The organism is Microbacterium protaetiae (assembly GCF_004135285.1).
Taxonomy (GTDB): domain Bacteria; phylum Actinomycetota; class Actinomycetes; order Actinomycetales; family Microbacteriaceae; genus Microbacterium; species Microbacterium protaetiae.
On the sequence record NZ_CP035494.1, the window covers coordinates 2,718,990 to 2,741,507 of the forward strand.

Genomic DNA, 22,518 nt, shown 5'->3' on the forward strand with positions numbered 1-22,518 from the left:
GGAGGAGCGAGATGGACCTCACTGATCCGCAGCGCCACGGGGCTGTCTCGATCCGGTTGATCCGGCAGAAAGACGCCCGCGTGCTGCAGCACGAGCTGCTCTCCAACCGCTCCTGGCTGCGGCCGTGGGAGGCCACCAGCCCCGACGGGCCGGTGTCGATGGACATGCGGCTGGGCGTGCGCCGTCTGCTGCAGCAGTATCGCGACGGCGCCGGGGTCCCCTTCGTCACGGAGTGGGACGGCCAGATCGCCGGGCAGCTGAACGTCTGGGGAATCTCGCGGGGCTCGCTGGCCTCGGCGACGATCGGGTACTGGGTCAGCGAGCGCTTCGCCGGCCGCGACATCACGCCGACGGCGGTGGCCCTGGCCACAGACATCTGCTTTCGCGAGCTGCGCCTGCACCGCATGGAGATCTGCATCCGCCCCGAGAACAAGGCGAGCCTGCGGGTCGTCGAGAAGCTCGGCTTCCGCTACGAAGGTCTGCGCCGCCGGTTCATCCACATCGATGGCGATTGGCGAGATCACTATGCGTTCGCGCTGACGCGTGAAGATGTGCCCGAGGGCGTGCTCGCGCGCTGGACGTCGGGGCGCGCGCCGCAGGATGCCGCAGCCATACCGCCGTCCGACCGGTTGCCGGCTTAGCGCGCGACACGCGCCCGCAGAGCACGGCACCGGCCGCGACGTCGCTTACCGTGGTCAGCATGGGTGGGCAGGTGTTGGGCGGGGGGATCATCGTCTTGGTGGCGGTGGTGCTGTGGCTGGTCTACCTGCTGCCCAGCTGGTACAGCCGGCATCAGTACGATGCCGCGCAGCGCAACGCCGTGCGCCTCAATCAGGCGCTGCGCGTGCTCGCCGAGACCAGCGAGACGCCCGAAGAGGTGCGTGTGGAGTTGAACGCGCGCACCGCGCTGGCCCAGCAGAAGCTGGCGCGTCGCGCGCAGGCCGAGCGCGAGCAGCTCGCGCGCAAAGCACAGGCCGAGCGCGACGGACTCGAACGTCAGATGCTCGCCGAACGCGAGCAGGCCGAACTCTCGCGGCAGCAGGTGCAGCTCGAGCAGGCGCGGCTCGACCGCGAGCGCGCCGACGCCGAGCGCCTCGCCGCCCGCGAACGTGCCGACGCCGAGCGGGCCGCGGCACAGGCGCGCGCTCGGGCCGAGATCACCGAAGCCCGCCGCCGCCCTGAGGCACGTCGAGCGCGTGCCCGGCGCCGCGCGCGCCAGACCGTGACGGTGTTCGGATGCCTCGCCCTGGCCGTTGCGGGATGGGGCGGGTTCTTCTGGGCGACCGGCGGCGCGACCACGCCGGTGTGGATCGGCGGTGCGGTGGCGCTGGTGTGTGCGCTGCTGCTGGTGCGCATGGCGCGGGTGGGCGCCCGCGCCGCAGCCGTGCCGGTCTCGGTGGCGGAGGTGGCACGAGAACGGACCGCCCGCGCACCGCAAGACATCGACCTCGCCGACGAGCGCGCCTGGCAGCCGCGTGAGCTGCCCCGGCCGCTCACGGCCTCGGCCGGCTCTCGTGCGGCCGCTGTGGTCGCCGCCGCGGCCGAGCGTGAGCAGGTGCGCCAGGCGGCGCTCGACCAGCCGCTGCGCGAGCGCGCACAGCAGTCGCGGCCCCCGCAGCTGGACACGGCGCGGCTGGCACGGACGGGCCGCGTCGACGATGCCGAGATCGAGGCGCACGTGCGCGAGCTGCTCGCCCGGCGCGCGGCCGGCTGAGCCTCACCGCCGGCCGAGCACCTGCCCGAGAGCGAAGTCGCCGAGGGCGGCCAGTTCGGCGTGGTCGTCGCTGGCAGTCAGCAGCGACGAGGTCATGCGCGCGGCCCACGCGCGCGCACGCGCCCACAGCGCGGCATCCGCCCCCGTGCGTTCGGTGTAGCGGGCGACGAACGCGCGACGGCCGTGCGGGGTGAAGGTCAGCCACGCGGTGGCCAGGTCGGTTGCCGGGTCCCCCGCGGTGACATCGCCGAAGTCGATGAGAGCGCGCAGGCCGCTCGCATCGGCGAGCATGTTGAACGGATGCGGATCGCCGTGGATCCACAGCGGTGGTCCGGGATGCCGCGGTGCGGCCGCGTCGGCGTCATACCGGGCGCGCAGCCGCCCGGTGGGGTCGGCCCGGTCTATCCGCGCGCGCACGATGTCGGCGCGCTCGGCCAGTGGCTCGCCGCGCACGGGGTTGTGCGGGGCATCGGCATCGGCGGGCATGTGCAGGGCGACCAGCGCATCGGCCAAGTCGCCCGCCCATCCGTCGCGCGCGCTCGCCGGCTGCCGGAACGCGGGTTCCCCCGCCAGCCAGGGCACGACCGACCATGACCACGGGAAGAAGTCTGTCGGGCGCCCGACGCGCACGGGCACGGGCACGGCGACCGGCAGCCGGCGTGCGAGCCGCGGCAGCACGAGCTGCTCGTGCTCGACGAGAGCGGCCGCCGCGGCGCGTCGGGGCACCCGCACCGCCAGATCGTCACCCAGGCGCACCATGACGTTGTCCCACCCGTTCGCGCCGATCACCATCGGCCGGTCGGCGAGGTCAGGATGCTGCGCGGCCAGCAGCCGTGCGACGAGGTCGCCGGTCACATCGATCTCGGCGGCGGGCATGCGGGCCATCGTCACAGGGTATCGGCACTCTCTTGCGCAAGCGGTGCCGCGAAGAACGCCCACTCGTGCCGGGCCGACGCGGTGAACGCGTCGCGCATCCGCGCGCGCAGCGCGTCGCCGGCGTCGGCGGCAGCGCGGGTGGCGATGTCGATGGCGCGCGTGGTCGCGGCGGCGAACTCCGGGTCGGCGTACGTGTCCAGCCACGCGCGGTAGGGATGCCGGGGGTGGGATGCCGCGTGCAGGCGCTCGCCGACGTCGCGGTAGATCCAGTAGCAGGGCAGCACCGCGGCCACGAGCACCGCATAGTCGCCGCGCGCTGCGGATGCGGCCAGGTGGTCCAGATACGCGGTCGTGGCGGCGCCGGGCGGCGTACTGTGGATCTCGTCGGCGCCCACCCACGATTCGTGCAGCTGCGCTTCGGCGGCCAGGCAGCGATATGCGCCGGCCGCCCAGAACTCTTGGGCGGCCGCATCCGGCGCGAGCGCACTGGCCTGGGCCAGCACCCGCGAGTAGGCGCGCAGATACAGCGCGTCTTGGGCCAGGTACCACGTGAAGGCGTCGTGTCGAAGCGAGCCGTCGCCCAGTGCGCGCACGAACGGCAGCTCATCGATGGCGGCGCGGATGTCGCCGATGTGCGTCCACCACTGCGCGGCCACCTGCGCCGGCGTCGGGCGCGTGAGAAGGCCGCCGCGGTGCCAGAGGCCCGCGAAGTGGTGCACGGGCCCGTGTCCGGTGCCGACCGCGAGCTCATCGGCGTGACGCAGACTCTCGGTGAGCCAGCGCTTGGTCTCATCCAGGGCACGCTCCCACGGTGCGCCCGCGGCACGCCGCACGGCGATGCCCGACGAGAGCGAGCACCCGGTGCCGTGGGTATGGGATGTCGCCACGCGTTCGCCGGCGAACTGGGTGAGCTGCTCGCCGGTGACGAGGGCGTCGGGCGCGTCGGCGCCGCCCAGGTGCCCGCCCTTGGCCAGCACGGCGACGCCGTGGCGGGTCGAGAGCCGCCGTGCCTGTGCGAGCACATCGGGCCAGGTCACCGCCGTCGGTTCACCGACGAGGATCGCCAGTTCGGGGATGTTCGGGGTGACCAGGTCGGCACGCGCGCACAGCGTGCGCAGCGCGTCTTCGGCGTCGGCATCCAGCAGCCGGTCACCGCTCGTGGCCACCATGACGGGATCGAGCACCACCACCGGCGGCCGCACCCGGTCGAGCCAGGCGGCCACCGTCGCTATCACCTGTGTGGTGCCGAGCATGCCGATCTTCACAGCGTCGATGGCGACGTCGTCTGAGACGGCGTCGAGCTGTGCCGCGAGAAAAGACACCGGCGGCGTGTGCACCTCGCGCACACCACGCGTGTTCTGGGCCACCAGCGCGGTGACCACCGCCATGCCGTAGCCGCCGCCGGCGGCGATGCTCTTCAGATCGGCCTGGATGCCGGCACCCCCGGTGGGATCGGTGCCGGCGATGCTGAGAACCCGGGGGATCATCGTGCCTGCTCCCACGCGGTGCGCAGCGCGCGCGTCGCCTGCTCGGGGTCGCCGGCGCCGCAGACGGCCGAGACGACGGCGGCACCCGCGGCCCCCGCCGCCCGCAACAGCGGCACATCGGCCACGGTGACGCCGCCGATCGCCACGGCGGGCAGCGTGCTGGTGCGAACGAGCGCGGCGAACGCATCGTGGCCGAGTGGGGCGGGCGCGTCGGGCTTGGTCGTGGTAGCGTGCAGCGCTCCGACACCGACGTAGCTGGCCCCGTCCGCGGCGGCGCGCGCGAGCTGTTCGGGCGTCGACGCGCTGACCCCCAAGACGGCTCCGGTGCCGATGAGCTGCCGCACCGTGCGCGCCGGCAGGTCGGACTGGCCCACATGCACACCGGCCACCCGGGCTCCGGCCGCGCGTGCGGCCAGATACACGTCGATGCGGTCATTCACGAGCACGGTCATCCCGGGTGGCACGACCTCGCAGATGCGCAGCACCGTGGCGAGAAAGTCGCGCGCTGGGGCGTGCTTCTCGCGCACCTGCACGCAGCCGGCGCCACCGCGCGCGGCTGCGGCAACCACCTCGGCCACATCGTGCCCGGCCGCAGCCGCCACCGCGGCATCGGTCACCAGATACACCGACAGGTCGCCGTTCATGCGATCACCGCGCGCTCGTCGAGCTGCTCGGGCGTGAGGGCGGCCAGCGCGTCGAGGAACGCCACCGCGAACGAGCCCGGACCGGCGCTGCGCGCAGCGGCGAGTTCGGCCGCCACCGTGTAGACGAGAACCGCGGATGCCGCGGCCTGCAGCCGATCGGAGTCGACCGCCGCGAACGCCGCCATGACAGCACCCAGGGCGCAGCCGCCGCCGGTCACCCGGGTCAACAGCGGTGTGCCGTTGCCGATGCGGATGACGCGCTCGCCGTCGGTGATCGCGTCCACCGGCCCCGATACTGCAACCACGGCACCGGTGCGCGCAGCCAGCGTCCGTGCGGACGGCAGCGCGGCCTCGACGTCGTCGGTGGCATCGACACCGCGTCCGCCGGCGCCGTCGCCGGCCAGCGCCAGCAGCTCGGAGGCATTGCCGCGGATGATGGTGGGCCGCCGTTCGCGCAGCGCGTGAGCGAGCTCGGTGCGGATCGGCAACGCGCCGATGGCCACCGGATCGAGCACCCAGGGCACCCGCGCCTCGTCGGCGGCCGCGACAGCCTCGAGCATCGCGGTGCGCTGCTCGGCGTGCGGGGTGCCCAGGTTCACCAGCACGCCGCCGGCGATCCGCGCGAACGGCCCGGCTTCGCCGGGCAGATCGGTCATGGCGGGGGCGGCGCCCAGGGCCAGCAGCACGTTGGCCGTGAAATTCGTCACGACAGCATTTGTCAGGCACTGCACGAGCGGCGCGTGGGCGCGCACCTCGAGCAGGGCGGAACGGGCAGAAGACTGCAGAGTGCGCGTCATGCGCGACATCCCTTCGCTAGTACGAACTAGAGCAGGTTCGACGGGTGTGATCTCAGCCCCAGTGCGGGGCACCCCGTGTCACGGTGTGCGTGTCAGCTTAGCGCTGTCGCCGGCGCCCGTTCATGCCGGCACCATGTCGATCTCGCCGGTTGCCACGTCAGCGCGCTGCAGGCGCAGCTGCACAGTGGTACCGGCTGCGGCATCCAGATCGGGAACCTTCACCGACACCAGCGGACCGGTCAGCTGCACGCGCGCCCCATCGCCGCGGTGGCCGAGCACGACGCCCGTGAACACGCGGTTCTCGTGCCCGGTGAGCACGGCTGCCTCCACGCGGTCGACGGTCGCGTTCTCCAGGCGCGCGGCGCGCTGATCAGCACGACCCATGAGCTTGGGAAGCTCGGGCAGGCTCTCGCGCGCCCAGGCAGGCACATCGTGCCCGTTGGCCAGAGCTTCGCACACGACCAGCGACCAGCGGTCGACAAGGCGGCGCAGCGGAGCGGTGGTGTGCGCGTAGGGCGCCGCGATCGCCGATTGCACGGTGTCTTTCGGAGGCTCGCCGTCGAAAGCGGTGTATCCGGCTCCGCGAAACAGGCTCGCTGCGGCATCCTGCACCGCCAAGGTCGCCGGGTCATCCCCGTGCAGGGTGCGCAGGTATTCGCCATAGCCGATGTCTTCGGGCCAGTCCAGGCCCAGCGCCACGGTCTGCGCACGGAAGGCGGCCACGTCGTCGGGGTCGGCCTCGGGCATGGTGCGCAGGATGCCGATGCCGCCGTCGAGCATGATGCGAGCCGCCGCCATGCCGGTCAGCAGCGACACGTGCGCGTTCCAGTCCTCGACCGGCAGCGTGCGCCGCCGCTCGAGCCGATAGGTTCCATCGGCCGGCGAAACGTCGATCTCGGGCGAATTCAGGCTCGCCCCGCCCCGTTCCCGCTCGCGTTCGGTGCGCTGCTGTCCAAACCACGGCAGGGCCAGCAGCGAGGCGGGCCCAGAACCGTCGTCGATGGCCCGCTGCGCGTCTTCGTAGGTCCACTGTGCGCGTGAGCGCACGACGGCCCGTACCAGCGTCGTGCGCCGGGGCACCGCGCGTTCGTCGAGCTCGAACCGCCACACGAACGCGCGGCGGTCCTGCCCGGGAAGCAGCGATGCGGCGCCCTCGCTGAGCACGGCCGGGTGCAGCCGGATGTGCCCGTCGACGGCGTACAGCGTGACGCCGCGGGCGCGTGCTTCTGCGTCGAGCGCACCGGTGGGCTGCACGAAGGCGGGAACGTCGGCGATGGCATAGTGCAGCACGGCGCCGTCGGCGGTGCGCTGAAGGTGCAGCGCCTGGTCGAGGTCGCGCGAGCCTTCGGGGTCGATGGTGAGCAGCTCGACATCGCGCAGGTCGTGCACCTCGCCGCTCGGCTCGGCCCGCACGTGGTGGGCCGCGGCCTGCGCTTCGGCGAGGACGTCGGCGGGAAAACCATCGGGCAGATCCAGCTGCGTGCGCAACGCGGCCAGCGACGCCGCCAGGGCGTCGCCGGTGGCGGGGGAGACGAGATGAGGGCGACGAGCGGACACGTGGTCAGTGTACGCAGACGGGCCGCGGCATCCACCCCCGTACACTGGGGGATCGTGGTCACACGTCTGTCGAAGTTCTTCGTTCGCACCCTTCGGGAAGACCCCGCCGAGGCGGAGGTCCAGTCTCACAAGCTGCTCGTGCGCGCCGGGTACATCCGCCGCCAGGCCGCCGGCGTGTTCGCCTGGCTGCCGCTCGGTCTGCGGGTGAAGGCGAAGATCGAGCGGATCATCCGCGACGAGATGGCGGCCGCCGGCGCGCAGGAAGTGCACTTCCCCGCGCTCATGCCGCGTGACCCGTACCAGGCGACCGGCCGGTGGGACGAGTACGGCGATCTGCTGTTCCGCCTGCACGACCGCAAGGGCGCCGACTACCTGCTGGCACCCACGCACGAAGAGGCCTTCACGCTGCTGGTGAAAGACCTGTACTCGTCGTACAAGGACCTGCCGCTGACGATCTACCAGATCCAGGACAAGTACCGCGACGAGGCGCGTCCCCGTGCCGGCCTGCTGCGCGGGCGCGAGTTCACGATGAAGGACGCCTATTCGTTCGACTACACCGACGAGGGGCTGGACGCCTCGTACTTCGCCCAGCGCGACGCCTACGAGCGCATCTTCGCGCGCCTGGGTCTGGAGTACGTGATAGTGAAAGCGGATGCCGGAGCGATGGGCGGCTCGCGCAGCGAGGAGTTCCTGCACCCGACCGCGGTCGGCGAAGACACCTTCGTGCGCTCGGCGGGCGGCTACGCCGCCAACGTCGAGGCGTTCACGACGGTGGTGCCCAGCCCTCTGCCGTTCGATGAGGCGCCGGCGCCGGTCGTCTTCGACTCGCCGAACACCCCGACCATCGAGACTCTCGTCGCGCACTGCAACGCGGTGCTCGACGGCGAATACACCGCCGCCGACACGCTGAAGAACGTCGTGCTGGCCCTCACGCACCTGGACGGCACCCGCGAGCTCGTCGTCGTCGGCATCCCGGGCGACCGCGACGTCGACGACAAGCGCGCCGAGGTCGCCTTCGCCCCCGCCGAGGTCGAGGCGGCCACCCCCGAGGACTTCGCGAAGCACCCGTTGCTGACAAAGGGCTACATCGGGCCATGGTCGGCGACGGGCCCGGTGCTGGGTGAAGAGTCGGCCACCGGCATCCGGTACTTCCTCGATCCCCGCGTCGTGGACGGTACCCGCTGGATCACCGGTGCGAACATCGACCAGAAGCACGTGCACTCTCTGGTGGCCGGCCGCGACTTCGTCGGCGACGGTTTCGTCGAGGTCGCCACCGTGCGCGACGGCGACCCAGCCCCCGACGGCTCCGGTCCCGTGCATCTGGCGCGCGGCATGGAGATCGGGCACGTCTTCCAGCTCGGTCGCAAGTACGCCGAGGCTCTGGGACTGAAGGTGCTCGATGAGAACGGCAAGCTGGTGACCGTGACGATGGGCTCGTACGGCATCGGCGTCACCCGTATTCTCGCGATCATCGCCGAACTGAACAACGACGAGCGGGGCCTGGTCTGGCCCGCATCGGTGGCGCCGTTCGACGTGCACGTGGTGGCCACGGGTAAGGATGCCGCGGCGTTCGAGCTGGCCGAGCAGCTGTCGGCTCAGCTGGAGGCGGCCGGGTTCGACGTGCTCTACGACGACCGCCCCAAGGTGTCGCCGGGAGTCAAGTTCGGCGACGCCGAGCTCATCGGCGTGCCGCGCGTGCTCGTGGCCGGCCGGGGTGCGGCATCCGGCGAAGTGGAGCTGTGGAACCGGCGCACCGGCGAGCGCGAGACGCTGCGGGCCGCCGAGGCGGTGGCGCGGCTGATCGCCGAACGCTGACCGTTCAGCCCTGCACCCCGGTGTGGTGCAGGTGGTCGCGGTGCTTTTCGCCCCGTGCCCGCTGGGAGATCACCCCGAGCGGGCCGGTGACCGACAGCTCGTCTTCCCAGCATTCGATGCCCCCGATGTCGGGCAGAAGGTCGCGGGTGAAGACCGGATCGCGGCCTGCGCGCCGCTGCCTGGTGTAATCCTTTATCAGCCGCACGGCGATGGGTGAGAGCAGCGTCACCGCGATCAGGTTGATGAAGGCCATGAGTCCCATCACGATGTCGGCGAGGTTCCAGATGAGATCGGCGCTGGCGATCGAGCCGAGGAACACGGCGACGATGACCAGGACGCGGAACACCGGCAGTGCGCGCGGGTGCGACGTGATGAACTGCAGATTCGATTCACCGTAGTAGTAGTTGCCCAGCACCGAGGTGAACGCCAGCAGAAAGATGATGACCGCCAGCAGAATGCCGGTCCAATCGCCCAGGGCCGAAGCCAGGGCGTTCTGGGTGAGAAAGACACCCTGCTGTGCCGTGCTCAGATCGGGCGCCGAGACCAGGATGATGAAAGCGGTGATCGAGCACACCAGCCAGGTGTCGAAGTAGACGCCGAGCGTTTGCACGAGGCCCTGCTTGACCGGGTGCGTGACAGCTGCCGTGGCCGCCGCGTTGGGCACCGAGCCCATGCCCGCCTCGTTCGAGAACATGCCCCGCCGCACGCCGTTCATGATGATGACGCCCAGCGTGGCCCCGGCCACCTGCTGTGTGCCCCAAGCCTCGGTGAAGATCGAGGCGACCGCCGACGGCAGGTTCTGCGCGTTGATTCCCACGATGATGATGCCGACCATGAGGTACGCGAACGCGACGATCGGGATGGCCGACTGTGAGACGGTGGCGATGCGGTGCACGCCGCCGAAGATCACCAGGGCGGTCAGGATCGCGACCACGGCGCCCACGACGAACGGGATCCACCAGGGGGCGTCCTCGGCTCCGCTGACCCCGACGATCGTCGCAGCCAGGGTGTTGGCCTGCAGTGAATTGAACGCGAACGGGAAGCAGAGGATGAGGAAGACCGCGAACAGGATCGCTGCCCACCGCTGTCCCAGTCCCTTCTGGATGTAGTACGCCGGACCGCCGCGGAAGGCACGACCGGGGTCGCGCACCTTGAACAATTGCGCGAGCGACGATTCGACGAGGCTGGTGGCGCCGACCACGAGCGCCATCAGCCACATCCAGAACACGGCTCCGGGTCCGCCCAAGAAGATCGCGGTGCCGACGCCGGCGATATTGCCCACCCCGACACGCGAGGCGGCCGACAGAGTGAACGCCTGGAATGCCGAGATCGACTGCGGCCTGCCGTCGTCGCCCAGCGGCGAGCGGTCGGTGACAGCACGGAACATCTCCGGGATCCAGCGGAACTGCACGATGCCCGAACGCACCGTGAGATAGAGGGCGACGAGAGCCACGAGGGGCGCGAGAACCCACGACCACATCTGATTGCTGATGTTGCCGACGGCATCGGCGATGATGTCCATGCGGTGAGTTTCCCACGCTGCGGGTCGAATCTGGTGGCATGCGCGCGACGTGCGAAGGTGGAGTCATGGCAGATTCCTCGACGAACACCGTTCCGCATGAGGTCACCGAGGCCCTGCGGCAGGCGCTGGATGCCGCCGGCATCGCCGAGCACGACGATTTGGTGGCCCGCATCCTGGCGACGGGCATCGGGCTCGGAATGGACGACACCGACCGCCTCGATCTGAAGATCACGGCCGCAGCGCTGACCGAGATGCGTTCGGCGTTCTCACTGTTCGCGCCGTACCGCGATGTGCCGAAGGTCACGGTGTTCGGATCGGCTCGCACCAAGCCCGACGACCCGCTGTACCGGCAGGCGCGCCGCGCCGCGCACACGCTCTCCGAGCACGGCTGGATGATCGTCACCGGTGCCGGGCCCGGCATCATGCAGGCCGGAGCAGAGGGCGCCGGCCCCGACCGCTCGATCGGCGTGTCGATCCGGCTGCCGTTCGAAGAGAAGCCGAACGCCCTGCTGGCCGACAGCGGCAACGTCGTGTCGATGAAGTACTTCTTCACCCGCAAGCTCATGCTCATGAAGGAATCGCACGGGTTCATCTGTCTGCCCGGTGGCTTCGGCACCATGGACGAGATGTTCGAGCTGCTGACCCTGCAGCAGACCGGCAAGGCCGAGCCGATGCCGATCGTGCTCTTGGACGAGCCGGGAGGCACCTTCTGGGGTGGGCTGCGGCGCTTCGTCGATCAGCAGCTGGTACCCGCCGGCGTCATCGACACCGATGACTTCGATCGTGTGCTGGTCACCGACTCGGTGCCGACGGCCATCGAGCACATCATGGGGTTCTGGCGCAACTACGACTCGCTGCGGTGGGTGCGCGATCGCCTGGTGCTGCGCATCCGCACGGCACCCGACGACACGCAGCTCGCTGAGTTGAACGACCGGTTCGCGCGCCTGCTGACCAGCGGCAAGATCGAGCGCAGCGAGCCGCTGCGCGCCGAGCGGCAAGACGATGACAGGCTCGAGCTGGAGCGCCTGGTGATGCATTTCAACCCGTTCCTGGTGGGCGAACTGTACCGGCTGATCGGTGCCATCAACGGGTGGGTGGAGGCGCCGTCCCGCTGAGCGCGCCCGTCCGCGGGAGGTCCGCTGCGCCGCGTGCGACCGTGCCCGACAAGTGACCTACCATGGCACGGTGGCCGAGCGCGAGGGGAGACGGTGGAGCGTTCTGCCGCGGCTCGTCGCGCAGGCGCCGCCGCGTGCCCTGATCGTCGTCGGCGGCATCGTCACAGTCCTCGGCATCCTCATCATCTCCCGGCCACTCGCGTCGCTGTTGCTGCTGGGGGTGTACGTCGGGGTGAGCGCTGTCGCCTCCGGCGTCATCGAGCTGCTGTCGGCGCACCGGTCTCCGGCGTGGTGGAACCGGGCCTTCGCGATCGTGTGGATAGCCGTGGGCCTGGTCGTTCTCATCTGGCTCGGGGCGAGTCTGAACATCCTGCCCACGGTGTTGGCGGTCCTGCTGCTGCTGGGCGGCGTCGCCTCGATCGGCGACGCCGTGGTTCCGCGCCGCTCGGGGGAGCGGGTGCGCGTGGCCGCGCGGTTGCTGGGCGCGGTGTGGGGTGGCTCGCAGGTGGTGTTCGGCATCCTGTCGTTGACGTGGCCGGATGTCACGGTGCTGGTGGTCGCGGTGGTGTTCGGCGTGCGCACCCTGGTGTTCGGAGCGACCCTGCTCTTCCGTGGCATCGCCGCGCTGCGGGCCCGGCCCGACCGCGGCGGCAGATCATTGCGCGCGCGGGCACCGCGGCCGGGTCTGGCCGATGCCGGACGCTATGCGCTGGCGGTGCTGCTGGTGGTGGTCACCGCCGGTGGGTGGTTCCTCAACGGCTGGCTCGCCGGCGGCGCCCCGGTCGTGGACGCCTTCTATGACCCGCCCGCGACGCTGCCCTCCGGTCACGGCGAGCTGATCCGCTCCGACGCCTACGGCGGAACGATTCCGGCCGGGGCCACGGTGACCCGCATTCTGTACACCACCACCGACGCGCACGGTCAGCCGGTGGCCGCCAGCGCCCTGGTGATCCTGCCCGACGTCGACATTCAGCTCACCCCGCATCCGGTCATCCTGTGGAATCACGGCACCACCGGCGTTGCCCGCGGCTGTGCGCCCAGCCTCACCGACACCGCGGCGACCCGCTGGGCGATCCCGGCGTTGGATGAGGCCATCTCCCGAGGCTGGATGGTGGTCGCCCCCGACTACACGGGCCAGGGGGCACCGGGCGTCTTCCCCTATCTCATCGGGCAGGGCGAGGCGCGATCGGCGCTGGATGCCGTCGAAGCGGCCGGACGCCTGCCGCAGGTGTGGGCTTCCGACGAGGTGGTGGTCTGGGGGCACTCGCAAGGCGGTCATGCCGCGCTGTGGGCGAGTCGCATCGCGGCCAAGTACACGCCCGACCTGACAGTGCTCGGCACCGCCGCACTCGCGCCCGCCGGCGATCCGCTGGCGTTGGCCCGCGACCTGACGGCCGGCTTCGCCAGCCCCCAGTTGACGGTGCTGACGGCCTGGGTGCTCTCGCCCTACTCGGAGACCTACCCCGATGTGCGCATTCAGGACTATGTGTCGCCGGGTACCCGGGCGATCGTCCACGAGCTCGCTCAGCGCTGCCCGACCGAACCGGGACTGATGGTCTCGGTGCTGGCGGCCCTCGGCATCTCGGAGCGACAGACGCTGTATCTCGGCGATCTGACCGCGGGGACCCTGGGCCGCCGGCTCGGCGAGAACGCGGCGATGGGCACCTGGACCAGCCCGCTGCTGATCATGTGGGGGCAGAACGACGACGTGATCCCGCGCAGCCAGCAGGTCGCCTATGTCGACAGGCTCTGCAAGGCCGACAACAGCGTCGAATGGGTGGAGTACCCCGTCACCGGGCACCAAGACATCCTGCAGCCCGGCTCGCAGGCGCTGCCCAAGCTGATGGACTGGACCGCGGGGCTGTTCGTGCACCGTGATCCGCCCGCGTCGCGCTGTGCGTGACAGGCATCCTCACAGAATCGGCGGGTGCGGCATCCGGTAACGTTGTAGGGATGCCGGCGCGTCAGCGCGCCTGCGAAAGCTTAAGAGGGAGGCCGCCATGGATATCGACCTGGGACTGCTGCGAACGGTCGAGCGCGAGAAGGAGATCCCCTTCGACGAGCTCGTGCACATCATCGAGCAGGCGATCCTGACCGCCTACGCCAAGAACACCTCGACGACCGGCACGCTGCCCGACGGCGCCCGCGCACAGCTGGACCGCAAGACCGGCCACGTCGCAGTGTTCATCCCGCTGCTCGACGACGAGGGCGCGGTGATCGGCGAAGAAGAGAGCACCCCCGACGACTTCGGCCGAATCGCGGCCTTCGCCGCGAAGCAGGTGATCAGCCAGCGACTGCGCGACATCGCCGACGACGCTGTTCTCGGCGAATTCCGCGGCAAGGAGGGCGACATCGTCGCCGGCGTCGTGCAGCAGGGCCCGAACCCCCGAATGGTGCACGTCGATCTGGGCACCGTCGAGGCCATCCTGCCCCCCGAAGAGCAGGTGCCCGGTGAGGACTACGCGCACGGTGCTCGCCTGCGCGTCTACGTCACGAGCGTCTCGAAGGGTGTGAAGGGACCGTCGATCACTGTCTCGCGCACGCACCCCGGGCTTGTGCGCAAGCTGTTCGCGCTGGAGGTGCCCGAGATCGCCAGCGGCCTTGTCGAGATCATCTCGTTGGCGCGCGAAGCCGGTCACCGCACCAAGATCGCGGTGAAGGCGAACGACCCCGCCGTCAACGCCAAGGGTGCGTGCATCGGCGAACTGGGCCGGCGTGTGCGCGCGGTCACCGACGAGCTGGGCGGCGAGAAGATCGACATCGTCGACTACGACCCCGAGCTGGCCAAGTTCGTGGCCAACGCCCTGTCGCCGGCCAAGGTGAGCTCGAGCTTCGTCCTCGACGCGAACACGAAGGCCGTGCGCGCGCTCGTTCCCGACTACCAGTTGTCACTGGCCATCGGCAAGGAGGGGCAGAACGCCCGCCTGGCCGCCAAGCTCACCGGCGCGAAGATCGACATCCAGCCAGACTCGATCTTGGAAGACGCGTAACAGGGTAAGATGGAACCCGTACGAACGTGTGTCGGATGCCGGCAGCGTTCCGCCCGGTCCGCCCTCCTTCGAGTGGTGGCCATCGATTCTCACCTTGTCCCCGATGAGCGTGCGACGATGCCCGGGCGGGGCGCGTGGGTGCACGACACATATCCGTGTCTGGATGCCGCGCTGCGGCGCCGGGCGTTCGTACGAGCATTGCGTGTGTCAGGCCCGCTTGACGCGCAGACCATCGAGAAACGGCTGAACGGCTATGGAAACAAAGTGAACGGCTCGAAATGAGACCCGTCCGCAAATAACGGTCTGCCCTGTCTGGGGGAGGCCTCAGACAGGAGAATTGTGGCAAAACCACGCGTGCACGAGATCGCTTCCGAGCTCGGCGTCGACAGCAAGGTCGCCCTTGCGAAACTCAAGGAGCTCGGCGAATTCGTCAAGAGCCCCTCATCGACCATCGAACCCCCGGTGGCCCGTAAACTTCGTGCTGCCCTTTCCGCCGACGGTGGAAAGCCGGCCGGCGACGCCGCGCCGGCCAAGACGTCAGCACAGCCTGCCGGCCGCCCCGGTCCGGTCAAGCCCGCAGGCCCCAAGCCGCCGCAGGCGGCTCGCCCAGCGGCCACGCCCGCACCTGCGCCCGCCGCAGCTGCGGCACCCGTCGCAGAAACCCCTCAGCCCGCGGCCCCGGCAGCGCCGGCAGCCGAGGCTCCCGCTGCTGCGGCATCCGAGACGACTCAGTCGGCACCCAAGCCGGGCGCACCCACGCCCGGACCGCGCACGTCGAACCCGCGTCCGGGCAACAACCCGTTCTCGTCGTCGCAGGGGATGGGCCAGCGTCCTGCCGGTCCGCGTCCGGGCAACAACCCCTTCGCTCCGGCGCAGGGGATGGGCCAGCGCCCGAACCCCGGTAACATCCCGCGTCCCCAGGCCCCCCGCCCGGGTGCTCCGCGTCCGGGCGCCCCGCGCCCCGGCGGCGCCCGTCCGGCTCGTCCGGGCGGCGGCGCTGGTGCCGGTCGTCCGGGTCGTCCCGGCGGCGGCGCTCCGTTCCAGCAGCGACCGGGTCGTCCCGGCGCCGGTGGCGGTGCGGGCGCCGGTGGCGGCTTCCCGGCTCGTCCGGGCGGCGGCTTCGCCGGTCGTCCCGGCGGCGGCGGTCGCGGTCGTGGCGGCGGCACAGCCGGCGCGTTCGGCAAGGGCGGCGGCAAGTCGAAGCAGCGCAAGTCGAGGCGTGCGAAGCGGCAAGAGTTCGAGATGCGGTCGGCGCCGGTCGTCGGCGGCGTTAACGTGCAGAAGGGCAACGGCGAGATCATTCGCCTGCGCCGCGGTGCGTCGATCTCTGACTTCGCCGACAAGCTCGAGGCGCTGAAGGGCTACACCGTTCAGCCCGGAACGCTCGTGACGATCCTGTTCAACCTCGGCGAGATGGCCACGGCGACCGAGTCGCTCGACGAAGCCACGTTCGAGGTGCTCGGCGAAGAGCTCGGCTACAAGGTGCAGATGGTCTCGCCCGAAGACGAGGACAAAGAGCTGCTCGAAGGCTTCGGTCTCGACCTCGAGCAGGAGCTGGCCGAAGAGGACGACGCCGACCTTGAGATCCGTCCCCCGGTGGTCACGGTCATGGGTCACGTCGACCATGGCAAGACCCGTCTGCTCGATGCCATCCGGCAGACGAACGTCGTGGCAGGCGAGGCCGGCGGTATCACCCAGCACATCGGTGCCTACCAGATCTGGACCGAGCACGACGGCAACGAGCGGGCCATCACGTTCATCGACACCCCGGGCCACGAGGCGTTCACCGCCATGCGTGCCCGTGGTGCCCAGGTCACCGACATCGCCATCCTCGTGGTCGCCGCCGACGACGGCATCATGCCGCAGACGGTCGAGGCGCTCAACCACGCCCAAGCGGCAGGGGTTCCGATCGTGGTGGCGGTGAACAAGATCGACAAGCCTGACGCCAACCCCGCCAAGGTGCGCCAGCAGCTCACCGAGTATGGTCTGGTCGCCGAGGAGTACGGCGGCGACGTCATGTTCGTCGATGTCTCGGCGCGCGAGAACATCGGCATCCAGGAGCTCTTGGACGCCGTGCTGCTCACCGCCGATGCAGGGCTGGACCTGCGCGCGAACCCCGACAAGGCCGCCCGTGGTATCGCCATCGAAGCCAAGCTCGACAAGGGCCGGGGGTCGGTGGCCACGGTGCTGATCCAGTCCGGAACGCTGCACGTCGGCGACGCTATCGTCGCCGGGACCGCCTATGGGCGCGTGCGCGCCATGGTCGACGAGAACGGCGACGCGGTCGACGAGGCCGCCCCGTCGCGTCCGGTGCAGGTGCAGGGTCTGAACTCGGTGCCGCGCGCCGGTGACACCTTCATCGTCACCGAAGAAGACCGCATGGCACGCCAGATCGCCGAGAAGCGTGAGGCCGCCGAGCGCAACGCCCAGCTGGCAAAGGCACGCAAGCGCATTTCGCTCGAAGACTTCACCAAGGCTCTGCAAGAGGGCAAGGTCGAGTCGCTCAACCTCATCATCAAGGGTGACGTGTCCGGTGCCGTCGAGGCGCTGGAAGAGTCGCTGCTGAAGATCGAGGTCGACGACTCGGTGCAGCTGCGCATCCTGCACCGCGGTGTGGGTGCGATCACCGAGTCGGATGTGGATCTCGCGACGATCGACAACGCGATCATCGTCGGCTTCAACGTGCGCCCCGACCAGAAGGCTCGAGCCCGCGCGCAGCGCGAGGGCGTGGACATCCGGTTCTACTCGGTGATCTACGCCGCGCTCGAAGACATCGAGAACTCGCTGAAGGGCATGCTCAAGCCCGAGTACGAAGAGGTCCAGTCCGGTGTCGCCGAGATCCGCGAGGTGTTCCGTTCCTCGAAGTTCGGCAACATCGCCGGGGTCATCGTGCGCTCGGGTACCATCACCCGCAACGCGAAGGCACGGGTCATCCGCGACGGCGTCGTTGTGGCCGACGGCCTGGCGATCGAATCGCTGCGCCGGTTCAAGGATGACGTCACCGAGGTGCGCACGGACTTCGAGGCCGGTATCGGTCTGGGCAAGTTCAACGACATCCAGGTCGGCGACGAGATCGAGACCACCGAGATGGTGGAAAAATCCCGCGGCTAGCTGCCGCAACCGGTCGCCCCGCGAGCCGCGCTGCTCGCGGGGCGACCGGACCTCAGGAGGAATCATGTCTTCGGAACGACAGGCACGACTGGCCGACCGCATCCGTGTGCTCATCGCGCAGCGCCTGGAGAAGGGGCTGCGCGACCCCCGGCTGGGGTTCGTCACCATCACTGACGTGAAAGTGACCGGTGACCTGCAGCACGCCTCGGTGTTCTACACCGTGCTCGGAGACGAGAAGGAGCGCGCCGACACCGCCGAAGCGTTGAAGTCGGCGACGGGCATGCTGCGCAGTGAAGTGGGGCGCCAGCTGCAGGTGCGGCTGACACCGTCGCTGGAGTTCATTGCGGATGCCATTCCCGAGAATGCGGGTCACATCGAAGATCTGCTGCGCGAGGCGCGCGAGCGCGACGAGCAGGTGGCCGGTCTGGCCTCGGGCGCGGCGTACGCGGGCGAGGCCGACCCGTACGTGAAGCCGCGCGAACTCGACGAGGCCGACTGAGACTCACTGCGGCAGCCGCAGCATCCCGTCGACGGTCTCTGCCAGGCCGTCGACGATCAATGAGTCGATGGCCCGGTCGCGCTGCGCCGGGTCGGGCCAGTCGGCGATCACCTCGTCGATTGCCACAGTGTGGCCGGCGGCATCCCGCAGCGATCTGAGAGCGGCGCCGCGCGCGTGCCGGTCGCTGCCCTCATACCGTGCCTGCTTGCGGCGAAGATCGCCCGTGTCGGGATAGCCACGGGCGCGCCAGCGGCACAGCTGTGCGATCGGGCAGCTGTCGCAGCGCGGGGCCCGCGCGGTGCACACGACGGCGCCGAGTTCCATGGTCGCCGCGTTCATCACCGCCGCGTCGGCGTCGTCGGCCGGGAGAACGGCGCACATGCGTGCGAGGTCGCGGCGCGACGGCGGCCCCGGCTGCGCCCGCCCGTCGAGGGATCGGGCCAGCACCCGTCGCGTATTCGTGTCGACGACCGGATGCCGCTGCCCGTACGAGAACACCGCCACCGCCCGCGCGGTGTAGTCGCCGATTCCGGTCAAGGCCAGCAGGGCATCGACATCGGCGGGCACGATGCCGCCGTGCCGGTCACGCAGCTGCACGGCCGCCCGGTGCAGCCACAGCGCACGGCGCGGATATCCCAGATTCGCCCACTGCCGCACGGCGGCGGCGGGTGGCTCGGCGGCGAGATCGGCCGGCGTCGGCCAGCGGGCCAGCCACGCGTCGAGGTGCCCGATGACGCGGGTGGTGGGCGTCTGCTGCAGCATGAACTCGCTGACCAACACACCCCATCCGCCGTACCGCTCGTGGAACTCGGCGCGACGCCACGGCAGGTCGCGGGCGTGCTCCCGGTACCACGCGACCAGCGGGGTCGCGAGATCGGGGGAGCGGTCGGGCACCGCCCCAGCCTAAGCGCACCGATCGCTCACGAGAGGTCAGCTCGACCCCTGCGGCGGCCGAATAAGCTGGACTCATGCGCCTGCCCGTCACCCCCGAGAACTCGCTGCTGCGCGAGCTGCGCGCCCAGCTGCGGCAGCATCACGCCGGCGGCCGGCTGCTGGTCGCCGTCGATGCGCTGCCCTCCACCCCGACGGCGGGCTTCGCCGACAAGCTGGCCGCGATCCTCGGTGAAGACGGGACCGATGTCTTTCGCGCATCGGCCGACGGTTTTCTCGTGCCGCGCAGCCAGCGCCGCACCACCGAGCGCGAGCCGGGCTGGTTCGACGAAGAGACGTTCCGCCGCGTGCTCGTCGACCCTTTCCGCAACGGTGCGCACACGTCATCGGCGACCGGGTTTCAGCTGCAGGCATGGGACGAACGACGCGACCAGGCCGCCGAAGCGCGCTGGCTCACCACCGGAGACGACGCGATCATCGTCGTCGACGGGCCGTTCCTGAACACTCCTTCATTGCGTGGCATCTGGCACTTCTCGGTCTGGCTCGAGATCGCCGAGCAGGTGCTCGCGGCGCGCCCGGCCCGCTCGATGGAGGCCCCCTACACCCGCGTGGAGCTCTCTTACCTGCGTGAGCAGCCGGTGCAGCAGGCATCCGCGATCGTCGACGTCACCGACCCCGCACGCCCGGCGCAGGTGTATCGGGATTCGTGCTGATGGCAGCACACAGCGGCATCCTGCTCGTCGACAAGCCGGGCGGGATCACGAGCCATGATGTCGTGGGCCGAGCCCGCAAAGCGCTGAACACGCGCAAGATCGGGCATGCCGGCACGCTCGATCCGATGGCCACCGGCCTGCTCATCCTCGGTATCGGACCGGCCACGCGTCTGTTGACCTACCTCGTCGGCCTCGACAAGACCTACATGGCCACGATCCGCCTCGGCCAGTCCACCGACTCCGACGACGCCGACTCAGAGATCACCGCCCGTGCCCCCGTTGCGGCGGTCGCCGCGGTGACCTCCGAGCGTCTCTCGGCCGCCCTCGCGCGTCTGACCGGGCCGATCTCGCAGGTGCCCAGCCGCGTCTCGGCGATAAAGGTGGGCGGCCGGCGTGCCTACGATCTTGCGCGCGAGGGCACCGAGGTCGCCCTGGCTGCCCGCGATGTCGTGGTCTCGCGCTTCGACGTGCTCGCGATGCGTGAGAGTGAGGGATGCCGCGACCTTGACGTCGTCGTGGACTGCTCGAGCGGCACCTATGTGCGGGCGCTCGCGCGCGACCTCGGCGCCGATCTCGGGGTGGGCGGGCACCTGACGGCACTGCGGCGCACGCGCGTCGGGCCGTTCGATGTGGCGGATGCGGCATCCGTCGACGCCATCGCCACGGCGCGGCTGCTCTCGCCGGCGGGCACCGCCGCGCAGATCATGCCCGTGGTGCATGCCGACGCCGATCAGGCCCGCGATCTGCGGCATGGCAAGCGCGTGGCCGGTCTGGAGGTCACCGGCGCGCATGCGGCGGCCATCGACGGCGACGGTGCGCTCATCGGCATCGTTCAGCGCCGCGGCGACGAGATCAAGAGCGTCATGAACATGCCCGAGGAGCAGCGCGAATGATCCTGTGGTTCACCATCGTCACCCTGGTCGTCGCCGTCGCCGGCGGTGCGCTGGGCGTGGTTCTCGGGCTGGCCGGGCGCCGACCCAGCGACCTCACCGTCGGGGCGCTGGCTCTGCTGGAGGCGCTGCTGATCGCCCAGGTGGTGATAGCGATCATCGCGCCGCTGGCCGGCAACCCGCCCACCGGCAGCCTTCTCGAGTTCTGGGTGTACCTGGTCTCTACCGTGCTTCTGCCGCCGGCCGCGGTGGTGTGGGCGCTCGTGGAGCGCAGCCGGTGGAGCACCGTCATCCTCGGCATCGCCGGGCTGGCCGTTGCGGTGATGGTCTGGCGCATGCAGGTGATCTGGAGCGTGCAGGGGGCCTGAGCCGCCGGCCGCCCGCGCGAACCGGTCCGGGCCGCGTCTTAGACTTGAGGCGCCATGTCATCCAGCCAAACCCCGCGACGAATGACCGGAATCGGTCGCGTCCTCGTCGTCGTCTACGCCATCCTCGCACTGGGCGCCACCGGGCGCTCGGTCGTACAGATCATCGAGCGCTTTCACGATGCGCCGCTTGCCTTCACCCTGTCGGGCGTCTCGGCGGTGGTCTACATCCTCGCCACGCTCGCCCTGATCTTCTCGGCCTCGCGCGCCTGGTACCGCATCGCGTGGGTCGCCATCTGCTTCGAGCTGGTGGGCGTGCTCTCGATCGGCACACTGAGCCTCGTACGCCCCGAGCTGTTCCCCGAGGCGACCGTGTGGTCGTTCTTCGGCATCGGGTACGTCTTCATTCCCCTCGTGCTTCCGTTCCTGGGGCTGTGGTGGCTGCGCACGCATCGCCCCGCGACGGTGGTGGCAGCCGAGGCCGTGGAGGCGGCCTGATGCTGGTCTTCCGTGACCCCGCCGAGGTTCCGGCGGGCTTCGGACCGTCGGTGGTCGCGATCGGCAAGTTCGACGGCGTGCACGCCGGGCACCGGGCAGTGCTCGAGCGGGCGAAGGTGGATGCCGCGGCCGGCGCCGCGAAGGTCGTGGCGGTCACTTTCGACCGCAATCCGCTGGCCACGCTGCGGCCCGAGATCTGTCCCGAAGACGTCATCGGCCTGCACCAGAAGCTGCAGCTGCTGGCCGAGACCGGGATCGATGCGACGCTCGTGCTGCGCTTCGACGCCGAGATGGCGGCCCAGCCGGCCGAGCAGTTCGTCGATGAGATCCTCGTCGGCGCGCTCGGTGTGCAGACCGTCATGGTCGGACGCGACTTCCGGTTCGGGCGCGGGGGAGCGGGCAGCCCGGAGCTTCTCGCGCGGCTCGGGGAGGGGTACGGGTACCGCGTCGACGTGATCGACGATGTGCGGGCCATCACCTCTGAGCGCCGGGTCTCTTCGACGTGGATCCGCGAAGTGCTCACCGCCGGCGACGTGGAGACGGCCGCGCGGCTGCTCGGGCGCCCGCATGCCGTGTGGGGTGAGGTCGTGCACGGCCTCAAGCGCGGGCGCGAGCTCGGCTTTCCCACCGCCAATCTCTCGCCGCAGATGGAAGGCTTCGTCCCGGCCGACGGCGTCTATGCCGGGTGGCTCGTCGATGAAGCGCCCGGGGGCGCGCTGCGGCGCGGCATCCGGTATCCCGCAGCCATCAGTGTGGGAACGAATCCGACCTTCGACGATGTGCCGCAGCGGGTCGTCGAGGCGTATGTGCTCGACGAGACCGCGCTGGATCTGTACGGGCACCACGTCGAGATCGAGTTCACGAGCCGCGTGCGCGGAATGATCGCCTTCGACGGCGTCGACGCGCTCAAGGCGCAGATGGCCGATGACGTGCAGCAGGTGCGCACGCTGCTCAGCTGATGTGCACCCGGTCACGGCCAGCTTGCTCATATGTGCATTCAATGCACGGATGCTGGGAGTGGGCGTAGTCTCGTC

At 70.3% G+C, this 22,518-nt stretch carries 21 protein-coding genes and 1 riboswitch; of the genes, 14 read left to right on the forward strand and 7 right to left on the reverse strand.

What is annotated here, in order from left to right:
• The first annotated feature begins 11 nt into the window (after window positions 1-11).
• Together ET475_RS12570 and ET475_RS12575 are read left to right on the forward strand one after the other, a co-directional pair.
• The gene (locus ET475_RS12570; RefSeq protein WP_129390740.1) at window positions 12-641 is read left to right on the forward strand and encodes a GNAT family N-acetyltransferase; all 630 of its coding nucleotides are present in this window, start codon (window positions 12-14) and stop codon (window positions 639-641) included.
• Window positions 642-700: 59 nt separating this feature from the next.
• Window positions 701-1,714 (forward strand): large exoprotein, encoded by a 1,014-nt coding sequence (locus tag ET475_RS12575; RefSeq protein WP_129390743.1) that lies wholly within the window; start codon window positions 701-703, stop codon window positions 1,712-1,714.
• 3 nt (window positions 1,715-1,717) lie between these two features.
• On the opposite strand, the gene ET475_RS12580 is transcribed toward ET475_RS12575, so the two are convergent.
• The 5 genes from ET475_RS12580 to ET475_RS12600 form a co-directional block, all read right to left on the reverse strand.
• Window positions 1,718-2,599 (reverse strand): phosphotransferase, encoded by an 882-nt coding sequence (locus ET475_RS12580; RefSeq protein ID WP_129390746.1) that lies wholly within the window; start codon window positions 2,597-2,599, stop codon window positions 1,718-1,720.
• Between the two features lie 2 nt (window positions 2,600-2,601).
• A complete protein-coding gene (gene thiD, locus ET475_RS12585; protein WP_242497630.1) occupies window positions 2,602-4,077 on the reverse strand; it encodes a bifunctional hydroxymethylpyrimidine kinase/phosphomethylpyrimidine kinase in 1,476 nt (491 codons plus the stop codon).
• Entirely contained in the window at window positions 4,074-4,721 is a 648-nt protein-coding gene (gene thiE / locus ET475_RS12590) for a thiamine phosphate synthase (RefSeq protein ID WP_129390749.1), read from the reverse strand. The genes thiD and thiE overlap by 4 nt, the downstream gene beginning before the upstream one ends.
• Window positions 4,718-5,527 (reverse strand): hydroxyethylthiazole kinase, encoded by an 810-nt coding sequence (gene thiM / locus ET475_RS12595; protein ID WP_207205347.1) that lies wholly within the window; start codon window positions 5,525-5,527, stop codon window positions 4,718-4,720. The genes thiE and thiM overlap by 4 nt, the downstream gene beginning before the upstream one ends.
• Window positions 5,510-5,604: riboswitch (TPP riboswitch) on the reverse strand. Its footprint overlaps the gene before it by 18 nt.
• Window positions 5,605-5,638: 34 nt before the next feature.
• Window positions 5,639-7,075 (reverse strand): RNB domain-containing ribonuclease, encoded by a 1,437-nt coding sequence (locus tag ET475_RS12600; protein WP_165310912.1) that lies wholly within the window; start codon window positions 7,073-7,075, stop codon window positions 5,639-5,641.
• Between the two features lie 54 nt (window positions 7,076-7,129).
• Here ET475_RS12600 and ET475_RS12605 point away from each other — a divergent pair, with 54 nt between their 5' ends.
• A complete protein-coding gene (locus tag ET475_RS12605) occupies window positions 7,130-8,890 on the forward strand; it encodes a proline--tRNA ligase (RefSeq protein WP_129390758.1) in 1,761 nt (586 codons plus the stop codon).
• A 4-nt stretch (window positions 8,891-8,894) separates the two neighbouring features.
• Here the strand turns inward: ET475_RS12605 and ET475_RS12610 are convergent, their stop codons facing one another.
• Window positions 8,895-10,412: an alanine/glycine:cation symporter family protein gene (locus ET475_RS12610; RefSeq protein WP_129390761.1), complete on the reverse strand. Its 1,518-nt coding sequence runs from the start codon at window positions 10,410-10,412 to the stop codon at window positions 8,895-8,897.
• 65 nt (window positions 10,413-10,477) lie between these two features.
• Between ET475_RS12610 and ET475_RS12615 the strand changes: the two genes are divergently transcribed.
• The 6 genes from ET475_RS12615 (at window position 10,478) to rbfA (ending at window position 18,127) form a co-directional block, all read left to right on the forward strand.
• Window positions 10,478-11,527 carry an LOG family protein gene (locus ET475_RS12615; protein WP_129390764.1) on the forward strand — a complete coding sequence of 350 codons (1,050 nt, stop codon included), beginning with the start codon at window positions 10,478-10,480 and terminating at the stop codon, window positions 11,525-11,527.
• Window positions 11,528-11,597: 70 nt separating this feature from the next.
• A complete protein-coding gene (locus ET475_RS12620; protein WP_129390767.1) occupies window positions 11,598-13,430 on the forward strand; it encodes a lipase family protein in 1,833 nt (610 codons plus the stop codon).
• 97 nt (window positions 13,431-13,527) lie between these two features.
• Window positions 13,528-14,517: a transcription termination factor NusA gene (gene nusA, locus ET475_RS12625; RefSeq protein WP_129390770.1), complete on the forward strand. Its 990-nt coding sequence runs from the start codon at window positions 13,528-13,530 to the stop codon at window positions 14,515-14,517.
• A 9-nt stretch (window positions 14,518-14,526) separates the two neighbouring features.
• Window positions 14,527-14,799, forward strand: a complete 273-nt coding sequence (locus ET475_RS12630) for a YlxR family protein (protein ID WP_129390773.1) — start codon at window positions 14,527-14,529, stop codon at window positions 14,797-14,799.
• A 57-nt stretch (window positions 14,800-14,856) separates the two neighbouring features.
• The gene (gene infB, locus ET475_RS12635; RefSeq protein WP_207205348.1) at window positions 14,857-17,628 is read left to right on the forward strand and encodes a translation initiation factor IF-2; all 2,772 of its coding nucleotides are present in this window, start codon (window positions 14,857-14,859) and stop codon (window positions 17,626-17,628) included.
• A gap of 64 nt (window positions 17,629-17,692) precedes the next feature.
• Complete coding sequence (gene rbfA, locus ET475_RS12640; RefSeq protein ID WP_129390776.1) at window positions 17,693-18,127, forward strand: 30S ribosome-binding factor RbfA; 435 nt, start codon at window positions 17,693-17,695, stop codon at window positions 18,125-18,127.
• 3 nt (window positions 18,128-18,130) lie between these two features.
• On the opposite strand, the gene ET475_RS12645 is transcribed toward rbfA, so the two are convergent.
• Complete coding sequence (locus ET475_RS12645) at window positions 18,131-19,021, reverse strand: HhH-GPD family protein (RefSeq protein WP_129390779.1); 891 nt, start codon at window positions 19,019-19,021, stop codon at window positions 18,131-18,133.
• A gap of 74 nt (window positions 19,022-19,095) precedes the next feature.
• Between ET475_RS12645 and ET475_RS12650 the strand changes: the two genes are divergently transcribed.
• The 5 genes from ET475_RS12650 to ET475_RS12670 are packed head-to-tail and all read left to right on the forward strand — an operon-like array spanning window position 19,096 to window position 22,443.
• Window positions 19,096-19,731, forward strand: coding sequence for a nucleoside/nucleotide kinase family protein (locus ET475_RS12650; RefSeq protein ID WP_129390782.1), 636 nt, complete (start codon window positions 19,096-19,098; stop codon window positions 19,729-19,731).
• Window positions 19,731-20,624 carry a tRNA pseudouridine(55) synthase TruB gene (truB, locus tag ET475_RS12655; protein ID WP_129390785.1) on the forward strand — a complete coding sequence of 298 codons (894 nt, stop codon included), beginning with the start codon at window positions 19,731-19,733 and terminating at the stop codon, window positions 20,622-20,624. Before ET475_RS12650 ends, truB begins: the two co-directional genes overlap by 1 nt.
• The gene (locus tag ET475_RS12660) at window positions 20,621-20,989 is read left to right on the forward strand and encodes a hypothetical protein (RefSeq protein ID WP_129390788.1); all 369 of its coding nucleotides are present in this window, start codon (window positions 20,621-20,623) and stop codon (window positions 20,987-20,989) included. Before truB ends, ET475_RS12660 begins: the two co-directional genes overlap by 4 nt.
• A gap of 54 nt (window positions 20,990-21,043) precedes the next feature.
• On the forward strand, window positions 21,044-21,484 hold the full coding sequence (locus ET475_RS12665) for a hypothetical protein (protein WP_129390791.1): 441 nt from the start codon (window positions 21,044-21,046) through the stop codon (window positions 21,482-21,484).
• Entirely contained in the window at window positions 21,484-22,443 is a 960-nt protein-coding gene (locus tag ET475_RS12670) for a bifunctional riboflavin kinase/FAD synthetase (RefSeq protein ID WP_129390794.1), read from the forward strand. The genes ET475_RS12665 and ET475_RS12670 overlap by 1 nt, the downstream gene beginning before the upstream one ends.
• Window positions 22,444-22,518 lie beyond the last annotated feature (75 nt).